General features: G+C 42.8%; 23 protein-coding genes and 1 tRNA gene. 19 read left to right on the forward strand and 5 right to left on the reverse strand.

Annotated elements, in window-relative coordinates; all coding sequences use genetic code 11:
* The first annotated feature begins 42 nt into the window (after window positions 1–42).
* From GVJ38_RS03560 to GVJ38_RS03575, 4 genes are all read left to right on the forward strand, one after another.
* Window positions 43–228, forward strand: coding sequence for a hypothetical protein (locus tag GVJ38_RS03560; protein ID WP_159721801.1), 186 nt, complete (start codon window positions 43–45; stop codon window positions 226–228).
* A 44-nt stretch (window positions 229–272) separates the two neighbouring features.
* Window positions 273–356: transfer RNA gene (locus GVJ38_RS03565), tRNA-Leu, on the forward strand.
* 241 nt (window positions 357–597) lie between these two features.
* Complete coding sequence (locus tag GVJ38_RS03570; RefSeq protein ID WP_159721802.1) at window positions 598–1,161, forward strand: YdeI/OmpD-associated family protein; 564 nt, start codon at window positions 598–600, stop codon at window positions 1,159–1,161.
* A gap of 32 nt (window positions 1,162–1,193) precedes the next feature.
* The gene (locus tag GVJ38_RS03575; protein WP_159721803.1) at window positions 1,194–1,631 is read left to right on the forward strand and encodes a GFA family protein; all 438 of its coding nucleotides are present in this window, start codon (window positions 1,194–1,196) and stop codon (window positions 1,629–1,631) included.
* Window positions 1,632–1,733: 102 nt separating this feature from the next.
* Here GVJ38_RS03575 and GVJ38_RS03580 read toward each other — a convergent pair whose 3' ends face one another.
* Window positions 1,734–2,003 (reverse strand): hypothetical protein, encoded by a 270-nt coding sequence (locus GVJ38_RS03580; protein WP_159721804.1) that lies wholly within the window; start codon window positions 2,001–2,003, stop codon window positions 1,734–1,736.
* Between the two features lie 143 nt (window positions 2,004–2,146).
* Between GVJ38_RS03580 and GVJ38_RS03585 the strand changes: the two genes are divergently transcribed.
* From GVJ38_RS03585 to GVJ38_RS03605, 5 genes are all read left to right on the forward strand, one after another.
* A complete protein-coding gene (locus GVJ38_RS03585) occupies window positions 2,147–2,896 on the forward strand; it encodes a helix-turn-helix domain-containing protein (RefSeq protein WP_159721805.1) in 750 nt (249 codons plus the stop codon).
* Window positions 2,897–2,977: 81 nt separating this feature from the next.
* Window positions 2,978–4,126 carry an N-acetylglucosamine-6-phosphate deacetylase gene (gene nagA / locus GVJ38_RS03590; protein ID WP_159721806.1) on the forward strand — a complete coding sequence of 383 codons (1,149 nt, stop codon included), beginning with the start codon at window positions 2,978–2,980 and terminating at the stop codon, window positions 4,124–4,126.
* Window positions 4,127–4,319: 193 nt separating this feature from the next.
* Window positions 4,320–4,916 carry a hypothetical protein gene (locus GVJ38_RS03595; RefSeq protein ID WP_159721807.1) on the forward strand — a complete coding sequence of 199 codons (597 nt, stop codon included), beginning with the start codon at window positions 4,320–4,322 and terminating at the stop codon, window positions 4,914–4,916.
* A gap of 153 nt (window positions 4,917–5,069) precedes the next feature.
* Window positions 5,070–5,771: an ABC transporter ATP-binding protein gene (locus GVJ38_RS03600; RefSeq protein WP_159721808.1), complete on the forward strand. Its 702-nt coding sequence runs from the start codon at window positions 5,070–5,072 to the stop codon at window positions 5,769–5,771.
* A 10-nt stretch (window positions 5,772–5,781) separates the two neighbouring features.
* On the forward strand, window positions 5,782–9,183 hold the full coding sequence (locus GVJ38_RS03605; protein WP_159721809.1) for an ABC transporter permease: 3,402 nt from the start codon (window positions 5,782–5,784) through the stop codon (window positions 9,181–9,183).
* Between the two features lie 50 nt (window positions 9,184–9,233).
* Here GVJ38_RS03605 and GVJ38_RS03610 read toward each other — a convergent pair whose 3' ends face one another.
* Entirely contained in the window at window positions 9,234–9,830 is a 597-nt protein-coding gene (locus GVJ38_RS03610) for an FUSC family protein (protein WP_159721810.1), read from the reverse strand.
* A 199-nt stretch (window positions 9,831–10,029) separates the two neighbouring features.
* Here GVJ38_RS03610 and GVJ38_RS03615 point away from each other — a divergent pair, with 199 nt between their 5' ends.
* The 4 genes from GVJ38_RS03615 to GVJ38_RS03630 are packed head-to-tail and all read left to right on the forward strand — an operon-like array spanning window position 10,030 to window position 12,734.
* The gene (locus tag GVJ38_RS03615; RefSeq protein WP_159721811.1) at window positions 10,030–10,563 is read left to right on the forward strand and encodes a hypothetical protein; all 534 of its coding nucleotides are present in this window, start codon (window positions 10,030–10,032) and stop codon (window positions 10,561–10,563) included.
* A gap of 16 nt (window positions 10,564–10,579) precedes the next feature.
* Window positions 10,580–11,374 (forward strand): M15 family metallopeptidase, encoded by a 795-nt coding sequence (locus GVJ38_RS03620; RefSeq protein WP_235032800.1) that lies wholly within the window; start codon window positions 10,580–10,582, stop codon window positions 11,372–11,374.
* Between the two features lie 8 nt (window positions 11,375–11,382).
* Complete coding sequence (locus GVJ38_RS03625; protein ID WP_159721812.1) at window positions 11,383–11,997, forward strand: glycoside hydrolase family 73 protein; 615 nt, start codon at window positions 11,383–11,385, stop codon at window positions 11,995–11,997.
* Between the two features lie 47 nt (window positions 11,998–12,044).
* Window positions 12,045–12,734: a hydrolase gene (locus GVJ38_RS03630; RefSeq protein ID WP_159721813.1), complete on the forward strand. Its 690-nt coding sequence runs from the start codon at window positions 12,045–12,047 to the stop codon at window positions 12,732–12,734.
* A 187-nt stretch (window positions 12,735–12,921) separates the two neighbouring features.
* On the opposite strand, the gene GVJ38_RS03635 is transcribed toward GVJ38_RS03630, so the two are convergent.
* Entirely contained in the window at window positions 12,922–13,629 is a 708-nt protein-coding gene (locus tag GVJ38_RS03635; protein WP_159721814.1) for an HAD family hydrolase, read from the reverse strand.
* 205 nt (window positions 13,630–13,834) lie between these two features.
* On the opposite strand from GVJ38_RS03635, the gene GVJ38_RS03640 reads away from it, so the two are divergent.
* Window positions 13,835–14,314 (forward strand): pyridoxamine 5'-phosphate oxidase family protein, encoded by a 480-nt coding sequence (locus GVJ38_RS03640; protein WP_159721815.1) that lies wholly within the window; start codon window positions 13,835–13,837, stop codon window positions 14,312–14,314.
* A 75-nt stretch (window positions 14,315–14,389) separates the two neighbouring features.
* Here the strand turns inward: GVJ38_RS03640 and GVJ38_RS03645 are convergent, their stop codons facing one another.
* Both GVJ38_RS03645 and gap read right to left on the reverse strand, forming a co-directional pair.
* Entirely contained in the window at window positions 14,390–15,139 is a 750-nt protein-coding gene (locus GVJ38_RS03645) for a peptidylprolyl isomerase (RefSeq protein WP_159721816.1), read from the reverse strand.
* Between the two features lie 180 nt (window positions 15,140–15,319).
* Window positions 15,320–16,330 (reverse strand): type I glyceraldehyde-3-phosphate dehydrogenase, encoded by a 1,011-nt coding sequence (gene gap / locus GVJ38_RS03650; RefSeq protein ID WP_159721817.1) that lies wholly within the window; start codon window positions 16,328–16,330, stop codon window positions 15,320–15,322.
* A 270-nt stretch (window positions 16,331–16,600) separates the two neighbouring features.
* Between gap and obgE the strand changes: the two genes are divergently transcribed.
* The 5 genes from obgE (at window position 16,601) to GVJ38_RS03675 (ending at window position 21,031) form a co-directional block, all read left to right on the forward strand.
* The gene (gene obgE, locus GVJ38_RS03655) at window positions 16,601–17,914 is read left to right on the forward strand and encodes a GTPase ObgE (protein WP_159721818.1); all 1,314 of its coding nucleotides are present in this window, start codon (window positions 16,601–16,603) and stop codon (window positions 17,912–17,914) included.
* A 261-nt stretch (window positions 17,915–18,175) separates the two neighbouring features.
* Entirely contained in the window at window positions 18,176–18,745 is a 570-nt protein-coding gene (locus tag GVJ38_RS03660) for a DUF1269 domain-containing protein (RefSeq protein WP_159721819.1), read from the forward strand.
* A 65-nt stretch (window positions 18,746–18,810) separates the two neighbouring features.
* Complete coding sequence (gene rnz / locus GVJ38_RS03665) at window positions 18,811–19,740, forward strand: ribonuclease Z (RefSeq protein WP_159721820.1); 930 nt, start codon at window positions 18,811–18,813, stop codon at window positions 19,738–19,740.
* A 4-nt stretch (window positions 19,741–19,744) separates the two neighbouring features.
* Complete coding sequence (locus tag GVJ38_RS03670; RefSeq protein ID WP_159721821.1) at window positions 19,745–20,533, forward strand: SDR family NAD(P)-dependent oxidoreductase; 789 nt, start codon at window positions 19,745–19,747, stop codon at window positions 20,531–20,533.
* A 12-nt stretch (window positions 20,534–20,545) separates the two neighbouring features.
* A complete protein-coding gene (locus tag GVJ38_RS03675) occupies window positions 20,546–21,031 on the forward strand; it encodes a LapA family protein (protein ID WP_159721822.1) in 486 nt (161 codons plus the stop codon).
* The last annotated feature ends 66 nt before the right edge of the window (window positions 21,032–21,097 follow it).

The following is a 21,097-nucleotide window of genomic DNA, read 5'->3' on the forward strand; positions in this document are numbered from 1 at the left end:
TTCTTCCTACTATTTTTAACAACAGTAAAAAGGAGTATGCAGATGAATCCCTTTGAAGAGCAAATAAAACAACTACGTGACGGAACGATCGAAAAAATCGAAGTCAGTCGGGAACAATTTTTCTTATTTCGAGAAGCGTGGTTAAAACAAGAAGACAAAAAATTCTTTCGCGGCATCGCGAGTCTCAACGGTGACATCACCTATGTTTATGACACGACGATCGTTTAGTGGTTGACAAGTGACCGAAAAATCGCTATTCTAAAAAAGGTCGCGCGGATGTGTTGGAACTGGTAGACAAGCAAGATTGAGGGTCTTGTGAGCGCAAGCTCGTGTGGGTTCGACTCCCATCGTCCGCATTCAAATGTAAGTAGTCAAAAAGAGACGTTAGATCTGGCTTTTCAGGTCTAACGTCTCTTTTGAACATTGAAGGATTATAAAATATTTGGCGTGAGAAAGATTGATGTACAAGTCTTCCTCACACTTTTTACTTTGTAAAGAATCCTGTAAAATAGAAGTATGAAAGCAACGGGTTGTGAAGAAAATGCTAGTTAATGGAATGGTATAATAAATGTGACAAGTCTGGAGGTGGCTTATGAAATGGAAAAGAAACTGACTTTTTCAACTCGTGAAGGTTTTCGTGCTTGGTTAGAAGAAAATGGAGGTGAAAGTGGTGGAGTCTGGCTTGTGTTCGGCAAAGCCGGAGGACCTGAAACTCTTTCGGCTAATGAGGCGTTAGAAGAAGCGTTGTGTCATGGTTGGATCGATGGTCAGATGAAGAAAATCGATGAGAAATCTTATTGTAAATACTTTGCGGCTCGTCGACCAAATAGTAAGTGGTCATTAAAGAATAAGCAACTAGCTGAAAAGTTGATCAGCGAAAATAAAATGCACGAGGATGGAATCAAGCAAGTAGCATTAGCCAAAGAAAATGGTCAGTGGCAAAAAGCTACCAAACCTTCAGCGATTTCTCCTAAGCAAATTGCAACAGTCGCCCAACTGTTACAAGCTAATCCTTTAGCCTATGAAAATTTTGTAAAAATGCCGCCATCTATCCAAAAAACTTATACTCGGGCGTACTTCGATGCAAAAACACCCGCTGGTCAACAAAAGCGTTTAGCTTGGCTAAGTGCACGCTTGGAAAAAAATCTAAAACCGATGTAAAAGTAGTTGATATAAAAAGGAGAGTGAAACAAATGACACTTCAAGGTAGTTGTCTTTGTGGGAAAATCACGATAGAAATGCCAGAGCCAGAAAAAAAGACTGTTGGGATGTGTCACTGCACAATGTGCCAGCGTTTTTTCGGTGGGCCCATGATTTCTTTATCGGGAGCACCAAAAGATGAGGTGATCATCGGGGGAAAAGAGTTTTTGAAATTCTATGATTCTTCTGAATGGACAGAACGTGGTTTTTGTTCCGAATGTGGTTCGAGTTTGTGTTATCGATTCAAGGAGACTGGTGAAATTAGTTTTTCTGCTGGTGCATTTCACGATTTAGATGATTTTCATGTGGAGATGGAAATCTATACAGACACTCGTCCAAATTACTTAGTTCCACAACCTGATGCCAAGCAATATACTACAAAGGCGTTTATGGAGTTGATTGGCGTAAGTATAGAGGAAAGCGCAGAATAGATAATGAGAATAAGAGCATGTTAAAAACCGTCTAATCGTGAAGCTTAGACGGTTTTTTATATTTACGAAACATAATAAGGTAAAAGTGTTCCTGATGATTTTTTATTCTGGTGTCCCAATGATCTTGATATATTCATCGATATTTTCGATCATAATATGCTTGACGACTAATTGGTTGCGCTTATTTCGTTTGCCGCTGACTTGGAGAAAATATTTCTTATTAGGCAAGCGAAAGATATATTTTGAAAGGTAGCGGTCTTTGATGATACATTCCGTCATCGTCTTGCCATTTTCTAATAGCATAAAGGATAGCATCATGGGTCGTTCTTGTAACAGGACCGTTTTAACTAAGAGTCCTTCTTGGGTCTCCATGGAATCCCTCCTTAAATTTCTTTCCTTTCCTATCATATACTAAGCATCGGAAAATGTAAAAGGTGGAAACTTCCAGCGCATATTGCTTATTGTGAGCCTATCCAGTAAACTAAATGTGAGTTCGCATATTTGGAGGGGAAAAAATGGAATCCATCGGCCAGCTGCTGAAAATCCTGCGTAAAAAACAAGGCTTGACACAAAAAGAATTATCTCGGGAGATTTGTTCTCAAAGTGTTTTGAGTCGAATTGAAAATGATGAAGAGATCCCGAATATCATCGTGACCCAACAGCTGTGTCAACGTTTGGGAATCAAAGTCGATCAACTACTTTCAGAAAGAAGTGCGGGTCGAAATGAACGTCAATTTTGCCGGTTGTTTTTTTATTTACGGCAGCAACAGTTTATTCAATTAGAAGAACAACTGAATCAATTGATCCCTTGCGTGTATTTAGTCAGTGAACGGAAAAAGCTGGCGTTTTTTCAAGCGGTGTGTGCTTTTTATTGCCAGAAAGATCCGCAAAAAGCTTTGGCGATCACCCAGACTGCACTGGCGTTAACGGCCGAACAAAAATCGCTGGCCGTCAGCGATAGTCAGATCTTATTATTGATGTGGGCGGGGAAAATGTGCGTCCAGTTAGCCGAGCCAGCTCTAGCGGAAAAATTCTTTCAACAAGCGTATTTTTTATTTCAAACACAAGCGGAGTGTAGTGAACGGATCGAGTTGATGTTGTTGTTTGTCAATTACGGCAATTTTTTAGTCAAAGCTGGACGTTTGACCGAAGCGGCCCAAGTCATCGCGTGCGGTTTATCTTTTAGCCAGCGGGTGCAAACGTATTATCAAGTCAATGAATTGAACGTGCTGCAGCAAAAATTACAAAAACCGGCTGAAACTTAAATAATGGTCTACACCATTCTTGACTTCTTCGTAAAAGAAGAGTACTTTTAAAGTAATCAAGTTAAAAAGGGAGAGCCTAAGATGAAAACTTTTATTTACGCGGATAAATTCTTTTTAAATTCTGACACGAAAGCAGCTGGCTATTTAGAGATCACGGATGGTGTGTTTGGTGATTATTATGCTGAGTTGCCAGAAAAAGACGCGCAGGTGATCGATCAAACAGGCAAGTGGATCGCACCTGGTTTAGTGGATACCCACATCCACGGCTTTAAAAATCATGATGTGATGGACAATGACGCAGACGGGATCAAAAAAATGTCTGAAGGCTTGTTGTCGTGTGGGGTGACGAGCTTTTTACCGACCACATTGACGTCTTCTAAAGAACGGTTAAAAGATGTCGCCGAAACGATCGGTCAAGTTTATCAAGAAGTTGACGGAGCGAAGATCCAAGGCATTTACTTTGAAGGACCTTTTTTCACCGAAGAACATAAAGGTGCACAAAATCCAAGTTATTTTGGCGATCCTGATCTAGCGACATTTCATGAATGGCAGACTGCTTCTGGCGGATTGATCAAAAAAATCGCATTAGCACCAGAACGAAAAGGTGTGGCAGAGTTTGTCAAAGCGGTGACTGCTGAAGGCGTGGTCGTTTCATTAGGTCACTCCAATGCGACGTTACAAGAAGCGCAAGCAGCAGTAGAAGCTGGCGGAAGTGTATTCGTCCATGCCTATAATGGGATGCGCGGTTTGAATCATCGCGAACCAGGAATGGTTGGAGCATTGCTGACGTTGAAACATACTTTTTCTGAATTGATCTGTGATGGTCATCACGTTCATCCTCAAGCGGCAGAGATCTTGATGGATAAGATTGGCCGTGATCGAGTGGCCTTGATCACCGATTGTATGATGGCTGGCGGGATGCCGGATGGAAACTATAATCTAGGTGAATTTCCAGTCGTAGTAAAAGATGGAACCGCTCGGCTTGAATCAGGAAATTTAGCGGGAAGTATTTTGAAATTAAAAGAAGCGATCAAAAATGTTGTGGATTGGGATATCGCAACACCAGAAGAAGCTGTCATGATGGCAACGTATGTACCAGCAGTCAGCTGTAAGATCGATGATAAATGCGGGATGATCAAAAAAGGACGTGCGGCTGATTTTATCGTGTTAGAACCAACGATGGAACTGACTGCAACTTATTTGGATGGGGTCGAACGCTACCACGCTTAATTCAAGGAATTGAAAATTAGTTCGAACGATCAGACACGTTTTAAAAGCGGAACACTAAGATCATGTGGCGAAAGCTATGTGATCTTTTTTGGTTTGAAGCGTAACAAAAGATAGTGCGAAAAGAGGTTCGCTTTAGCTGGTTAAAGGAGTAAACTAGTTCTTGTAACAGTTGTTAGCACAAGGAGGATTTAAAATGAAAAAGCAGTTTGGTTTTATGCTCTTATTTTTCAACTTGTTCGTTGGAATCATTTCTTTTGGCGGTGTACTGCAGGCTCAGGCGGCTGCGACCTCAGCTAATTCTGAAATAAATCAAGGGGAAGGCAAACTCAAAGCGGATCACTTGATTCAAGATGCGCCGATTTATAGGCTTTATAATCCGAATTCTGGTGAACATTTATTTACCCCGAGTCTGCCAGAATCGATCACGTTATCAGAGATCGGTTGGAAAGCTGAAGGTGTCGCGTTTCATGTAGCAGCTAATCGAAGTGATGCGCTCGCAACGGTTAAAAGAGTTTATAATCCAGTTGCAGGAGATCACCATTACACAGTGGATGACAATGAGGTCAGCTACTTAGTACAGCATGGCTGGCTGTCTGATGATTTGGCCTTTAACACGGCAGGAGAAGATGGTCAGGCTGTTTATCGTTTGTATAATCCGAATGCTGTCACCGGTACCCATCATTTTACGCTCGCTATGAGTGAACGAGATCAGTTGCTCAAATTAGGTTGGAAAGATGAAGGAGTTGCGTTTAACGCGTACGGAAGACAAACCTTGATCGGAATCAGATAACAAATTAGGAGCAGGACATACTAAATGTCTTACTCCTTTTTCTTTTTTGTTCTCGTAAGCAAGAAGTGGAATTTTTTAGTAGGGAAGACTGTGCGATAATTAGTCAAATTATGATAAACTATTAAGGTAGGGAAAGAAAAAGGGAGGATGGCAATGGCGTATATTGAAGTAATCGATGAAAGTAAATATTACAAAATGGGCGAGACGACAATCCATGCGAATGAAAAAATAAATTTTACCGTTGAAAAAGGCGAAGTTGCGGTGATTTTGGGTCCTAGCGGTGCAGGTAAGTCGACCGTTTTAAATATTTTAGGTGGAATGGATACGTGTGATGACGGCCAAGTGATCGTGGACGGTACAGACATCGCACAATTCAAACATAAGGAGCTGACGACTTATCGACGGGATGATGTAGGGTTCGTCTTTCAGTTTTATAATTTAGTTCCTAACTTGACGGCGAAAGAAAATGTTGAATTGGCTTCTCAGATCGTCCCTGATGCACTGGACCCAGAAGAGATCTTACGTTCTGTCGGACTGGGGGAACGGATGGATAATTTTCCCAGTCAATTGTCAGGTGGCGAGCAGCAACGGGTAACGATCGCTCGTGCGCTAGCGAAAAAACCAAAATTATTATTGTGCGATGAACCAACAGGCGCTTTGGATTACGAGACCGGTAAACAAATTTTAGCGATCTTACAAGCTGCCGCAAAAGAAAATGGAACGACTGTGGTGATCATCACGCATAATTTTGCGATCGCACCAATGGCTGATCGCGTGATCCAGATCAACGATGCACGCGTGCGTAAGCAGACGTTGAACCCTGCACCAAAATCGGTCGAAGAGATCCAGTGGTAGGAGGGGTGAGATGAAAAAACGAGCATTACACAAGAGTAATTGGCGCGAGATCGGGCAATCAAAGACGCGCTTTTTATCGATTTTAGGAATCATTTTTCTCGGTGTGGCTTTTTTTATCGGCCTCAGCAGTACCGGTCCAGATATGTTGGAGACAGCTGATCAGTATTTTAAAACGAAGCATTTAGCTGATAGCAATGTCACGTCCACGATGGGGATGACAACGAGTGATCTGGATTCGATCAAAGACAATCCTAAGGTCAAAACAGCGCAAGCCAATTACTATAAAGACATTAATTTATCAGCGAAAAATCAAGTCGTCCGCTTTTTTGGCTATGAGTCAAAACAAGTCTTGAATCGTTACGAAGTCGTCAGTGGACGTTTGCCGCAAAAAAAGACCGAGATCGCGTTGGATCAGTTAGCTTATGAGCGCAATTATTATCAGATCGGCGATACCTTTACGATCAGCAGTCAAGACGACAATGATCTAAAAGAGCATTCATATCGAGTCGTGGGATTTGTCAACAGTCCCCATTACATTGAAAATACATCCCGTGGCAATACAAAAGTCGGGAAAGGTTCAATCGATTATTTTGCGGTGATCAACCAAGCGAATTTTCCGCAGACGATCTTTCCAGAAGTCTTAGTGAGCTACCACGATCTAACTCACGTGACGGCGTATACCAATACGTATGATCGGCGAGTCAAAGCAGATCAAGACGCTTTAGTCAAAGAGACGGCGAATGATCCGAAAAAACGCGTTGCTGCGATCAAAGCTGCGGGTGAGAAACGGATCAAAAATACGGAAGAAAAGTTGAAACAAGCCGAGGCCGCGCAACAAAAAGCACTCGATAAAGCGCGGCAAGAAGGAACCAAAGCGTTAAATGACGCTAAAAAACGTTTGGATCAAGCTAAAAGTGAATTAGCCGCTGGACAAGCGGAATACCAAGAAAAAAATGATGCCGCTCAAAAACAAGTCGATGATCGGCAACGTTATCTGGATGAACAAAAACAAAAGGTAACAGAAAAGCAGCAAGCAAAAACACAAAAACAAAATGAGTTGACGAATAAAAATCAAACTCAAACGCATTTGACTCAGCAACAACAGCAGCAAACGACAATCGAGAATCATTTGAAAAATGCGCAACAAGTCCATGATGGTTTGCAAACTTTAGCTGATAGTACAAAAGATAGTCAGCAGTTGGATCAAAATCAAATCAATAGCGCGCTAGCGAATTTACAGACGCCGTTGAATGATCAAAATTTAAACGAACTCAAAAACGGAGTCAGTCAATTAGATCAAAATGATCCGCAAGCGTTCAATCAACAGCTAGCCGAACTTGTAACGAAAGCGCAACAACAAGTTCAGCAGTTCCAACAACAGCAACAAACGATCAATCAACAAGTGGCAGCTACGCAAAAATCATTGGATTCAGCGAATAATGCGCAAAGTCAGATTGATCAATTGAACCAAGAGATCGACCAGTTGAATCAAACGATCACTACTGGCACCCAGCAATTAGATACTGCAAAAGCGGACCTGACCAAGAGCCAACAAGATGCGCAAACTCAGTTGAAATCAGCTCAAGAAAAGATCGATCAAGCGCAGCAAGCCTATGATGACGGCCAAAAAAATCTGGAACAGCAGACGAAAGTCGAAAATCCAGTCGATTCAGCTGGAATCAAAGCAAAGATCGCGCAACAACGAGCAGCTTTAAAACAATTGAAGCCCGGGCGGTACATTTATCAGACTCGAAAAGAAAATCCTGGTTATACCGAATATGAAGACAACGCGAAACGAGTGTCTTCGTTAGCAACTGTTTTTCCAGTGATTTTTTTCTTGATCGCAGCACTGATCACCTTTACGACGATGGCGCGGATGGTGGAAGAAAAGCGCGGCGAGATCGGGACATTGAAAGCATTAGGCTATAAAAATGGTGAGATCGCCCAAAAATATTTACTCTATGCAAGTTTAGCTGGCGGAATCGGAACGCTCTTAGGGTTATTAGTCGGAACGTATGGCTTACCGCGAATCATTTTCAACGCGTATGGTCAGTTGTACAATTTACCGAACTTTGTGACCGATTGGCATTGGGTCTATGTCGCCATCGCAGTTTTGGTGGCGTTGATCTGTTCAGTTGGCGCGGCGTTGTTAGTGTTACGGTTTGATTTACGATCGGCACCTGCTGCGTTGATGCGGACCAAAGCGCCTCGAGCCGGCAAACGAATTTTATTGGAACGGATCGGTCCTTTATGGCGTCACTTATCCTTTATGCAAAAAGTGACCTTGCGGAATTTATTCCGGTACAAAGCTCGAATGCTCATGACGATTTTAGGGATCGCTGGTTGTATGTCGATGCTGATCACCGGTTTTGGCTTGCGAGATTCTATCAGTGATATCGTGACGATCCAGTTCAATAAGATCTGGCATTACCAAGCCACGACGACCTTTAAACAAGAATTGAGTGAAAAACAAGCGACAGCGTACGAAAAACAACTACGCACATTACCTGGATTTAAAGATCATTTGCCGCTTGCCGCACTTAATTTTACTGTTGAAAAGCCGGGGCATAATGATCAAGAAGTCAGTGTCTATGCGCCAGAAGATGCGCGTAATTTTAAAGATTTCGTCTTGTTAAATGATCGCAAGACCGGACAAGAGTATCGCTTGAGTAGTCAAGGGGTGGCAGTCAGTGAAAAACTAGCGGAGTTGTTCGATTTGAAGCGAGGCGATAAATTACCATTGAAAGATGCGCAAGGACTCGTTCATCAAGTGGTGATCGAAGAGGTCGTTGAAAATTATGTCGGTCATTTTGTGTATATGAATGCGGCATATTATCAAGACGTTTTTGGTTCGGAGCCGCGGTACAATGCCGATCTATTATTGTTTGACCGCCAGCCAAGTTCTAAAGCAGAAGGTCAGATGGCCGACCAGCTGATGAAAAATCCCAATGTCATCAATGTCAGTTTCTTATCAAAATCGAAAAATGCATTGGCTGATACGATCAAAAGTTTGAATGTCATCATTTGGGTCTTGATCATCGCTGCTGGATTACTAGCGTTCATCGTCTTGTATAATCTAACTAATATCAATGTCTCCGAACGCATCCGCGAGCTTTCAACGATCAAAGTATTAGGTTTTTACGATTCCGAGGTCGTCGCCTATGTTTATCGGGAAAATATTTTGTTGACACTCATCGGGATCATTTTAGGCTTGTTCTTAGGAAAATTAGAGCACCGCTATGTTTTGAATACAGTGGAAGTCGATCTGACGATGTTCTCACCAGAGATTCATTTAAAGAGCTATCTGTACGCTAGTTTGATCACGTTGCTCTTTGCTGCGATCGTAGGGGTAATCATGTACTTTAAATTGAAAAAGATCAACATGATCGAAGCATTGAAAGAAAACGATTAAACTGCGCGAGTAAAAGCCGTAAATTTTAATAAAAAGCAATCAAAAAAGGATCAGTCATCTGTTGACTGGTCCTTGATTTGACGCCGGACTTGGTAAAGCATTTTGGCCAAGTCGGCTTCTTTTTTTTTCAATTCGATCAAATCTTCTTTGATCTCGCGTTCCTTTTCGTCGGTCTTAGGAGTGATCGCGCCATTTAAAGAAATCGCAACGATCGTTCCAATAAACGTATCTAAAACTCGATTCAATGCGTACCAGCTCGACTCACCAGCTGGAATACTAAACGAGATCATGAGCATCGTGGCGATCGCTGAAACGATCCCTGTATTATTGCCGATCCCGTCAGAAATGATGATGACTAAGGCTACCATCACAGGCAGTAACAGCAGTTCGACATAAAATGAATTGTGGAAGACGGATTGAACATAAAAATAAAGCATGGCAAAGCCGCCGCCGATCGAATTACCTAAGACTCGCGAGCGACCGAATGAAACACTGGTGTTGAGGTCTTGTCGGAGTGAAAAAACAGCGGATAGCGCGGCGATCAATGGCGTTCCGCGATCTGCGATGTGAAACAGTAAAATGCAGATCAAAACAGAAAGCGCCGTCTTGCCAGTTCGCATCCCGATCCTGAAACGTCCGATCTGCATCGGCTTTCCCTCCTTTAAACGTTTAGTTTAATTTTACCCAAAAAATGAAAATATAGCTAGCCATGTCTAGTCGACAGTTGACGAGCAGCCTGTTTTTTGGTGATAATAGAACCAGTTGATTTATTAAAAGTTTTTCTTATTTTCGAGAATAACTGTCTTTTCTTGAGTAAATCAGTAAAATAAGAGTGGAGGGATTTTCGTGAATCAAGTATATTTAGATTTGATCTTACATGCTATTTTAGAACAGTTTCAGACCGAAGAAGAATTTTGCCAAACGTATTTAGGTGTTGCTAAAAGTGATTGGGAAGAATGGAAGGCCGGCAATAATCCGTTGAGTCCTGAGGCCAATCAAAAAATCAAAAATCTATTTTCCGATTATGAATGGATGCTGAGTCAAAAAGTGTTGCGCCAAACATTTCTATTTCCTGAAAAGCGTCAAACTGCAGTGGCAGAATATCGGGAGATGAAGACGATTGTGGCCCAAAAATGGATCGCGAGCGGTCTGGCAGAAGTTGAGCTGATCCCTTACAAAAACAAAAATGACGAGGAACAGCAAGATTATATCGATCTGCGCGTGACGATCGATTACCAGACGTGGGGCTATAGCGATATTTTAAGTTTCCGCTTACCTGCTCGTGTGCAACGGCAAATCGAAAGCACCCAGAAAAAAACGGCGCTGTTGGATTGGGTCAATGAGAACCTCACAGAGACGTATACCTCGATCACCGAATAGAGAAAGGATTTTTTAGTTGAAGAAAATAATTGGTTTATTGTCCGTTGTCATCATGTTTGGGTTGACAGGTTACTCGCTCTTTTTTAGTCCAGGAGCTAGTCGAGCCGACCAAAAAGCAACAACGACTCAGACCACTGAGCAAACGACCCAAAGTTCTCATCAGACACAAAAAGCCGCGAAGAAAAAAAGCGAAAAATCTGATCTGCCAAGTGCTAAACCAACTGATTGGGATCTCACATTGGTTGGACCAAAAGATAAGATCCAGACCGAATTAAAAGACGATCAGCTCGCCCTTTTATCGGATGGGAGCCACCAAGTCGATCAGCGGATCGCTAAATCTTATGAAGCTTTCTCCGCTGCGGCAACTAAAGCGGGTTTTCCTTTAGTCGTGATCTCAGCCTTTCGTTCGGTCGCTTCACAGCAAGAAGTTTTTGACAATAATGTCTATGCCTTGATGTCCAGCGATGGTTTAAGTGAAAAAGCTGCGACGAAAAAAACGAAAGAGACGATCACTGTCCCCGGTTACAGTGAGCATCATACCGGTCTGGCCCTCGATGTGGTGGATCAAAATTGGTACAATAACTACCCGACCCAAGTGTTGGATGCGGCTTATGGGAATGAACCGGGAGCGAAGTGGATCGCCAAAAATGCTCCGACGTACGGTTTTATCATCCGTTATCCTAAAAATTGCGAAGACATTACGGGGATCACGTATGAGCCTTGGCACATTCGTTATGTCGGTAAAAAGAATGCCCAATATATCACTAAGCATAATCTGACTTTAGAAGAGTATTTGAACAAATTGAAATAGGAGGATCTATGCCGAAAAAAAAATATCAAAAACGAAAGTCTCCGCGTTCGCTTCCCCTCGTATTGGGTGGGATCATTTTATTAGTGGTGGCTTTCGCTTTTTCTTTACACGTGTTGTCTGAACGCGCAACGCCAACCCCGGAGACGCATGCGGAGACGATGGATCATGAACAATTCATCGCGACTCTAGCTCCCCATGCCAAAGAATTGCAACAAGGCTATGGCGTGTTACCGAGCATCATTTTAGGCCAAGCGATCCTAGAGTCCAATTGGGGGCAGTCTAGTTTAGCGAGTCAATACAATAATCTGTTTGGCGTCAAAGCTTATGGGGATGCGCCAAAAGTCAGTTTGGAAACGCAAGAGTATGTCAATGAAGCGTGGATCACGATCAATGGGGACTTTCGAGTTTACAAAAGCTGGAACGAATCGATGGATGACCACACACAACTATTTGTAAATGGGACCAATTGGAATCCTGGTTTATATGAAAAAGTCGTCACGGCACCAAATTATAAAGTGGCTGCGCAAGCGTTGCAAACTGCTGGTTACGCGACTGATCCTGGGTATGCGGAAAAAATCATCAACGTGATCGAAACCTATCACTTGGATCAATACGATCATTAATAGTAAAATAAGGGAAAGGAACTTATTTTCGAAAGGGAGCGATCGACTTGGCAAAATTTATACCAGAGATCACCACCGAATTACGACAAGATATTGTGAAAGTCCCGCAAGTGATCAGTGAAGCCAGCGGTATTTCATTTTTTGGCCGAACATTGCGTTCGATCATCTTTACGACAGATATCGCGATTATCCGCAACACGGATGCTGATGCGGTGATCGCCGTTTATCCGTTTACACCGCATCCCGCGATCACAAAATGTATCATTGAAGCCGCCGACATTCCAGTTTTTTCGGGCGTCGGTGGCGGCTTGACGCACGGTCAGTGCTCGGCATTCATGAGTATTTTTGCGGAAGCGCAGGGCAGTATCGGGGTCGTGGTCAATGCACCCACTCCGGTGAAAACCATCAAAGCGATCTCAAATGTCACAGATATCCCCATCGTCAGCACGGTCACTTCGATCTATTCTGAAATCGATGAAAAATTAGCAGCTGGGGTGAAAATCTTAAATATTTCCGCGGCCAAAGATACTGCCAAAACAGTTCGCTATTTTCGTGAACGCTACCCTGAGCTGCCGATCATGGCGACCGGCGGACCAGATGAAGAGACGATTCGTGAAACTATCGAAGCGGGAGCCAATGCGATCACGTATACACCGCCTTCAAATGGTGCATTGTTTAGTCAAAAGATGGAAAAATATCGGCGCCAAGAACGTGAGCAAAAAGCAGAAAACGAATAGTTGCAACATTACGCAACCATAAAAAAACAAGGAGTGAGACTTGATTCAAGTCTCACTCCTTGTTTTAGTTTAAAAATGTCTAATGTCATGAGCTAGCTCTTTTTGGAAATAAGGTGAAGACTCCGGGCAAAAAACGATCTATTTTAGACCCACCTTATTTTTTATTCATTGCCGCATGCCTTTTTTGTTACGCGAATAATTGTTGGAAGGCGGGGTAGATCGCGTCAAATTCAGTGACCTCGATATCTTGCAGACCCGCGTGAGTAGTTTGCCGCTTGCGATGGTTGAACCACAACGCTTGCCAACCCGCTTTTTTAGAACCGATGACATCATTAGAAAAATTATCTCCGACATACAAGCAAGTCGCTGGATCAAGACCAAATTGTTTTTCGGCTAATTTAAAGATCTCGACATCAGGTTTTTCATAGCCGGTTTCTTGCGAGACGATGATGTGTTCTTTGTCCACCCAATGCAATAGATTCAGCTGTTGGATCTTTTTATATTGGTGTTCAGTCGGACCATTCGTGATGATATTCAGGGAAATATCGTTTGCTTTCAAAAAATCTAAGGAGCGTTTGATCGCTTCTGGCATTTGGATTTGCTCCAATTCTTGTTCATAAGTCGCTTGGAAAAGTAGCGCCATTTTACCTGAGATCACAGGATAATGAAGATCTGCCAGCGATTGGGCGATCCGATATGAACGCATTTGTTCCAACGTCCATTCATTAGCGGTCACTTTACAAAAATTTTGATCGCTATAAAAGCGGAAATTTTTGTATAATGAATTATAATCAGTGGCTAAAACATGCGGAAAGATTTTTTTTAGCGCAGCGTTAAACGGTTGTTGCTGGTCATAGATCGTATCATCGACATCAAAAACGACGGCAGTAAGCACACAAGACACACCTTTCAAATTTTCATAAAATATTCTTCGTTGTTTCCAAAAGGTATTTTAGCGCAAAAAAGCTAGGAAAAAAAGGTGGAAAACGCTGTTAAATAAAGGTTTTATCTACTGATTCAACTAAGCTTGAAATGACGGTTTTCAGTTTTTTTAACTCAAAAAAGAACTTATCATAAAATTTTAATGTAGGAGTGATCAGATGCGAAGAAAAGAACGAGCGGTTACCGATAGAGCTGTGATCCAAACGTTATTGACAGAGTGTGAGGTGATGCGGGTCGCGTTTCAAGACGAGCCATTTCCTTATATCGTGCCGGTAAATTTTGCATTTGAATGGCAAGGCGACCAGTTATGTCTTTATTTTCATGGCGCGCCAGTGGGGAAAAAGATCACCTTGCTGCAACGTGATCCACATGTTGCAGTCGAAATGGACCAGCGGCATCAATTGATTTCTGGCGGGAACGTTGGTTGCCATTATTCCTATGCTTACCGAAGTTTACTGGGCTTTGGCACCGCGGAACTAGTTGAAACGACCGCGCAAAAACGCCACGGGTTACACTTATTATTGGCTCAATTGACTCAACGAGATCAGTTTGAGCTACCGGAAAAAATGCTCGCTAAAACGGCGGTCATCAAAATCAATTTAGTCGAGTTTACGGTAAAAGAAAACCAAGCCCGCTAGTGGTTTTACAGACGATAGTGAGTCAAGTCAAAAATAAAAACCACTCGTTTACGCGAGTGGTTTTGATGTTAAGCTTTATTTTTCAGGTTCTTGCAAAATTTTGATCTCTGTGACTTTGACCGGATCTTTTGGTTGAGAATCTTCACCGGAACCATTGTCTTCGGTTTCACCATTTGCGATCTTATCTACGACATCTAAACCTTCCGTAACTTGACCAAAGACAGCATATTCACCATCTAATTGAGGTGAGCCACCTTTTTTATAGGCATTGATGATCTTATCAGGATAATATTGCTTTGCTAGACCATCGCTCATATTTTGATCGTTTTGGACAATAAAAAATTGACTGCCGTTACTGTTAGGATCACTAGAACGCGCCATGGAAAGAGCTCCGCGCAAATTGTAAAGTTGTTTTGATGTTTCTGTTTTGAAGCCTTTGCCCCAAATGCTATCGCCGCCAGTCCCATCACCTTTAGGGTCGCCGCCTTGGATCATGAATTCTTTGATCACACGATGGAATTTCGTATTGTTGTAGTAGCCATCTTTTGCGTGCGTCACAAAATTTTCGACAGCTTTCGGGGCTTGCTTAGGAAACAGTTTGATTTTGATGTTTCCCGCAGTCGTGACCATCTCCACTAAGTATTCGTCTTTTGAAACTTTTGGATCTAGTTGAGGGAGTGCGAGTTGATTCAGATCGACCTTTTTTTTCGTAGTTTTTTTCGGGGTGGTGGATTCGGTCGTTTTGCTGTTGCCGCTACCACAAGCAGCCAGCGTTACGATCGCTAACGCTAAAGTTAAACTAGTAAAAATTTTTTTGATTTTCATAATAAGCTCCTTTCGAATGATTCACATTTATCATATCAAATAATAAAAGGAGTTCCTATGAATTTTTTTAGGATTTTAGCCGAGGAGGAAAGACTGTTTTTATTTCAAATAAAAAAAGCTACCGATTGACAAAAAAAGAAGGATCACGAGGACCCTTCTTTATCGGATTCAATGCTTAGCTTATAAGTTAGCAAATTTTTCTAACAAACGAATCATTTGGCAAGTGAAGCCGTATTCGTTGTCATACCAAGCAACGGTTTTAACTAATTGATAATCCCCAGCAGAAGTAACTTCTGTTTGAGTTGGGTCAAAGATCGAACCTTGAGTTGTTCCGATCACATCGTTTGAAACGATTTGGCGATCATCATAACCAAATGATGGGTTATCAACCGTATGTTTTTTGATTGCTTCGTTGACTTGGTCAGCATCAACTTTTGTTTTCAAAATAGCCACTAATTCAGTCAATGAACCATCAACGACTGGAACCCGTTGAGCGTGACCTTGTAATTTACCATTTAATTCTGGGATAACTAAGCCGATCGCTTTAGCTGCACCAGTTGAATGAGGGATCGTGTTATCAGCTGCTGAACGAGCTGCACGCAAGTTGCCGCCTTTAACTGGTCCGTCTAATAACATTTGAGTTGAAGTATAAGCATGGACTGTGGTCATCGTTCCAACTTCAATCCCGAATTCTTCATTTAAGAAGTAAGCCATTGGAGCTAAACAGTTCGTTGTACAAGAACCAGCAGAGATGATCTTGTCGTCTGTTGTCAATGTATCATCGTTGACATTGTAGACGATCGTTTTCATTTGACCAGCTGGAGCTGAGATTACGACACGTTTTACACCAGCGTCTAAGTGAGCTTTTGCTTTTTCTTCAGAAGTGTAAAATCCAGTACATTCTAAAACGATATCAACACCGTTTTCTTTTGCCCAAGGAATTTTACTTGCATCTGGTTCAGCGTAAACACGAGTTTTTTCACCGTCAACGACGATTGAATCTTCCGTTGCAGTCACTGTACCAGGATAAGTGCCGTGGGTTGAATCGAATTGTAACAATTGAGCCAACATCGTAGGACTTGTTAAGTCGTTGATTGCAACTACTTCAATATCATCTGAAACTTCTTTGATCCGGCGAAATGCCAAACGTCCGATACGTCCAAATCCGTTAATACCTACTTTTACTGTCATAAACAAAAGTTCCTCCTTTTTTCTAACCAAACATGGCGTTTGATTCCTTACATTTTTTATTGTGCCTTGTGTCGCATTTTTTGTCAAAAGATTACACTTGGGTCGTGAAAATAGAAGATTCTGTTCGAAACGGGATGGGGATTCAGTAAGATTTTTTTTAGTAAAGGCTTCAATCGATGGACAATCCGGCAGTTTATAGTAAAATAAATGAGACTTTGTTTAGTGTGGAGATTCAGTAGTCAAGTAAATAAACTAAGGAGGACAACAAATATGTCCATGTTTTTAGATCAAGTAACCATCGATGTCAAAGCTGGTAAAGGCGGCGATGGGATGGTCGCTTTCCGACGCGAAAAATATGTTCCAGACGGCGGACCAGCAGGAGGCGATGGGGGCCACGGCGGGGATGTCATCTTAGTCGTCGATGAAGGCTTACGGACTTTGATGGATTTTCGGTATAACCGGCATTTTAAAGCGACTCCGGGAGAAAACGGCATGAGTAAAGGGATGCATGGTCGCGGTGCGCAAGATACGTATGTCAGTGTGCCACCAGGTACAACGGTACGGGATGCAGACACCGGAGCTTTGATCGGGGATCTGATTGAAAATGGTCAAGAACTCGTCGTAGCCCACGGCGGACGTGGCGGGCGCGGAAACATTCGCTTTGCTTCACCTAAAAATCCCGCGCCTGAGTTAGCGGAAAATGGTGAACCTGGTCAAGAGCGTAAAATCGAATTAGAGTTGAAAGTGTTAGCCGATGTCGGGTTAGTCGGTTTTCCATCAGTCGGAAAATCAACTATTTTATCGGTCATCTCATCGGCTCGGCCGAAGATCGGCGCGTATCATTTCACGACGCTCGTCCCTAATCTTGGGATGGTCGAAACAAGTGATGGCCGGAGTTTTGTCGCAGCTGACTTGCCTGGATTGATCGAAGGCGCATCACAAGGTGTCGGACTCGGCACGCAATTTTTACGACATATCGAACGGACGCGGGTCATCTTACATGTGATCGACATGAGTGGGATGGAAGGACGCGATCCTTATGAAGATTATCAAGCCATCAATCACGAATTAGAATCACATGATCTGCGTTTATTGGAGCGGCCGCAGATCATCGTGGCCAACAAGATGGATATGCCAAACGCCGAGGAAAATCTAAGCGCGTTTAAAGCGCAACTGCAAAAAGATCAACCAGATGAGTTTGCTGATCCGATTCCAGTTTTTGCGATTTCAGCGATCACTAAACAAGGCTTAGAGCCATTGTTGAATGCGACGGCCGATTTGCTGGAGGTAACGCCAGAGTTTCCATTATATGAAGACGAGACAGAAGAAGAAACCGTGCAATACGGCTTCCAATCAGAAGAACCAGAATTTACGATCACGCGTGAACCAGATGCGACTTGGGTCTTGTCAGGTGATAAGATTGAAAAATTATTCAAGATGACAAACTTTGATCACGATGAGACCGTGATGCGTTTTGCGCGCCAATTGCGTTCATTAGGCGTTGACGAAGCGTTGCGTAAACGTGGTGCCAAAGACGGTGATCTTGTCCGGATCGATAAATTTGAATTTGAATTCGTAGATTAATAAAAATAAGGACGATCGAACCTTCAGTTGCCGATCGTCCTTATTTTTTGGTGATTTCAAGTCTAAACCTGTCGAGCTTCACAAACTAGCTTTATTTCTTGTCCGTTTTATTTTTTGAGTGCCAAACGAGTTCGTGAAGCTTTGCTTGACGTTGTAAAAAGAAATCTGTTAAAAGAAGCGTTCCTATTTTTAAAACCGCGTCATTACTGATACACTGGAAGTAAGTAAAATCAATCGAATTTTTTATAAGGAGTGACTAAAATGACCAAACGAGTGATCATCATGAATTTTGAACTTGAATCACAATCTTACCAAGCTTTTTCACGGGTTAAGCGTTTAGCTGCGGAACAAAAGATCAAAGCTGAACAAATGGCGGTCGTGTCCCATACGAACGACGGGCAGCATAATTTTACGATTGAAGACTTTTTAGATTTTACCGGCAACAATAAAAGTGCGACCGGAGGCTTGATCGGGATGTTAGTCGGGATCTTAGGCGGACCGATCGGAATTTTGCTCGGCTGGTTTACTGGCGGGATGATCGGCGCGTCTCAAGATGTCAAAGAAGTCAAAAACGCAGAAGGTATTTTTAAATTTCTGATCGATAAAATCGGAGAAGGTGAGACCGGCTTGATCTTGATTGCAGACGAAGAAGACAATCGTCCTTTGAATCAAGTCGTCATGAATGAATTAGGCGGGGAGATCACGCGGCTTGAATTAGCTGAGGTGGAAGAAGATATCAAAAAAGCCCAAGACTTAGCTCAACAAAAAAAAGCACAGGCTACCGCAGAAAAACCGGCGGATGCTCCGACAGATAGTGACAGCGAGCAATAATAGATTGCATCAGAGCGTAGTTTCTCATAAACTAAAACTACTTTAAAAAGAAAGTTAGGAAAACGATGGAATTAGAATTTTTAGGTACAGGATCAGGAGTTCCGGCTAAACACCGCAATGTCAGCAGTTTAGCTTTGAAATTATTGGCAGAACGCAATGCCATTTGGTTATTTGATTGTGGTGAAGGTACGCAGATGCAGATTTTACGTACAACGATCAAGCCGCGTAAAATCGAAAAAATTTTTATTACGCATCTACATGGGGATCACATTTTCGGCTTGCCCGGCCTACTGAGCAGCCGATCGTTTCAAGGTGGGGATACGCCGTTAGCACTTTATGGACCTCCTGGAGTGGAACAATTCGTTAAAACAGCTTTGCGAGTCTCCCAGACAAAACTCAGTTATCCGATCAGCTATCACGAGCTCAAAGAAGGGATCGTTTTTCAAGATGCGCAATTTAAAGTTGAAGCTCGACTATTAGAGCACGGGATCGCAAGCTATGGCTATCGAATCACGGAAGCTGATCATGAGGGGGCGCTCCAAGTTGAAAAATTACGAGCGCTAGGGATTCCAGAAGGCCCGCTGTTTGGCAAACTCAAACAAGGTCAGACGGTCACTTTGCCAGATGGTCAAGTGATCGATGGCAAAGATTTCGTCGGCGAAAAACGTCAAGGGCGCGTCGTGACGATCTTAGGTGATACGCGGTATACGCAAGCGTCGATTGAATTAGCTAAAAACAGTGATGTGATCGTCCATGAAAGTACGTTTCGTAAAGAGGAGACGAAGATGGCGAAAGCATATTTTCATTCGACGAGTCAACAAGCTGCTCAAGTGGCGCAAAAAGCCCAGGCTAAGCGCCTTGTGTTGACGCATATCTCAGCCCGCTATTTAGCTCAGGCAGCGCATGAATTGGAAAAAGAAGCGCAGGCGGTCTTTCCTAATACGCAAGTCGCTAAAGATTTTGATGAGATCGAAATACCGTTGAAGGAGGAATAGTAGCATGGATTTAAATGGAAAAGTCGTAGTCGTGACCGGTGGTTCAGCCGGTTTAGGGGAACAGATCTGTTACCAAGCGGCTAAAAAAGGTGCGATCATCGTGGCTTGCGCGCGTCGCACGAACTTACTAGAAGCTGTGACGAACCGGTGTGAATCACTGAGTGGCAAACCAGCGTATGGTTTTCAGTTAGATGTTGCAGATCCGGCCAGTGTGGAAAATGTGTTAAATGAGATCTACACGGAAGTCGGAACAGTGGATGTGTTAGTCAATGACGCCGGGTTTGGCGCATTTGAAGAATTTATTCACTTTGACTTGACGCAAGCGAAAAAAATGTTTGAAGTCAATATTTTAGGGATGATGTATTTCACCCAAAAGATCGCAATCGAGATGGTGGCGGCTGGACATGGTCACATCATCAATCTTTCATCGATGGCTGGCAAGATGGCGACAGCTAAATCCAGCGTATATTCTGCCACAAAATTTGCGGTCATCGGTTTTTCAAATGCATTGCGCTTAGAGTTGAAACCAAAAAATGTGTTTGTCACCACCGTTTGTCCAGGCCCAATCGATACGAATTTCTTTGATAAAGCCGATCCCAGCGGCAATTATTTGGCACAGATCGATGCGATCGTGTTAAAACCGGAAAAATTGGCTCGTGAGATCGTCAGCAAAATGGGAACGGCGACCCGTGAGATCAATCGGCCGCGCGTAATGGAAGTGGCTGCTCGCATTTATCAGCTCTTCCCGCAAGTCGGCGATTACTTAGCGGGTAATCTATTTGATTTTAAATAAGGAGCGATTTTCATGAAGACACAGTGGAAAGTGATCGTGGGGTTCATCTTAGTGTTGATCATCGTGATCTTCGCCGTGATGAACAATCAAGCAGTTCCGGTGAACTTTGGGTTTGCGGAAGTTTCTGGACCATTGATCATCATTATTATCGGAGCAGCATTAGTTGGCGCGTTAGTCGTTTTTTTGACTTCCAGTACGACACTGTTTCAGCAAAAAAAGAAGATCAAACAGTTAGATAAATTAATTGCCAGCTATGAAGCAGACAATGAACAAAAACTAGCGGATGAAAAAGAACGGATGCGCCGAGAACAAGAAAATGAACTGGCGACAGTCAAGGCTAATTACGAGACGGCCTTAAAAGAAAAAGAGCAACAGTTGGAAAAACTACAGCCGGCAGCACAAGTAGACACACCTGTTGAAAATGAGCTTCTAACCCCGGCTGAGCCTCCGAAACAACCAGCTCCAAAAGATCAAAAACCGTTAGATTATTACGATTAAAAAGCAGCGAGAAAAAGAACAAAAAAAGATAGCGAGCAAGTTCGGCTCGTAAAGTTTAGCCTATAA

The sequence above is a fragment of the Enterococcus sp. CSURQ0835 genome (assembly GCF_902706605.1).
Taxonomy (GTDB): domain Bacteria; phylum Bacillota; class Bacilli; order Lactobacillales; family Enterococcaceae; genus Enterococcus_A.

Bases quoted from the DNA above. Each gene is read 5' to 3' on its own strand.
- GVJ38_RS03575 (WP_159721803.1), top strand. From the start codon at position 1,194: ATGACACTTCAAGGTAGTTGTCTTTGTGGGAAAATCACGATAGAAATG.
- GVJ38_RS03595 (WP_159721807.1), top strand. From the start codon at position 4,320: ATGAAAAAGCAGTTTGGTTTTATGCTCTTATTTTTCAACTTGTTCGTT.
- GVJ38_RS03585 (WP_159721805.1), top strand. From the start codon at position 2,147: ATGGAATCCATCGGCCAGCTGCTGAAAATCCTGCGTAAAAAACAAGGC.
- GVJ38_RS03670 (WP_159721821.1), top strand. From the start codon at position 19,745: ATGGATTTAAATGGAAAAGTCGTAGTCGTGACCGGTGGTTCAGCCGGT.
- obgE (WP_159721818.1), top strand. From the start codon at position 16,601: ATGTCCATGTTTTTAGATCAAGTAACCATCGATGTCAAAGCTGGTAAA.
- GVJ38_RS03560 (WP_159721801.1), top strand. From the start codon at position 43: ATGAATCCCTTTGAAGAGCAAATAAAACAACTACGTGACGGAACGATC.
- nagA (WP_159721806.1), top strand. From the start codon at position 2,978: ATGAAAACTTTTATTTACGCGGATAAATTCTTTTTAAATTCTGACACG.
- GVJ38_RS03660 (WP_159721819.1), top strand. From the start codon at position 18,176: ATGACCAAACGAGTGATCATCATGAATTTTGAACTTGAATCACAATCT.
- GVJ38_RS03640 (WP_159721815.1), top strand. From the start codon at position 13,835: ATGCGAAGAAAAGAACGAGCGGTTACCGATAGAGCTGTGATCCAAACG.
- GVJ38_RS03645 (WP_159721816.1), bottom strand. From the start codon at position 15,139: ATGAAAATCAAAAAAATTTTTACTAGTTTAACTTTAGCGTTAGCGATC.
- GVJ38_RS03580 (WP_159721804.1), bottom strand. From the start codon at position 2,003: ATGGAGACCCAAGAAGGACTCTTAGTTAAAACGGTCCTGTTACAAGAA.
- GVJ38_RS03605 (WP_159721809.1), top strand. From the start codon at position 5,782: ATGAAAAAACGAGCATTACACAAGAGTAATTGGCGCGAGATCGGGCAA.
- GVJ38_RS03600 (WP_159721808.1), top strand. From the start codon at position 5,070: ATGGCGTATATTGAAGTAATCGATGAAAGTAAATATTACAAAATGGGC.
- rnz (WP_159721820.1), top strand. From the start codon at position 18,811: ATGGAATTAGAATTTTTAGGTACAGGATCAGGAGTTCCGGCTAAACAC.
- GVJ38_RS03610 (WP_159721810.1), bottom strand. From the start codon at position 9,830: ATGCAGATCGGACGTTTCAGGATCGGGATGCGAACTGGCAAGACGGCG.
- GVJ38_RS03675 (WP_159721822.1), top strand. From the start codon at position 20,546: ATGAAGACACAGTGGAAAGTGATCGTGGGGTTCATCTTAGTGTTGATC.
- GVJ38_RS03625 (WP_159721812.1), top strand. From the start codon at position 11,383: ATGCCGAAAAAAAAATATCAAAAACGAAAGTCTCCGCGTTCGCTTCCC.
- gap (WP_159721817.1), bottom strand. From the start codon at position 16,330: ATGACAGTAAAAGTAGGTATTAACGGATTTGGACGTATCGGACGTTTG.
- GVJ38_RS03570 (WP_159721802.1), top strand. From the start codon at position 598: ATGGAAAAGAAACTGACTTTTTCAACTCGTGAAGGTTTTCGTGCTTGG.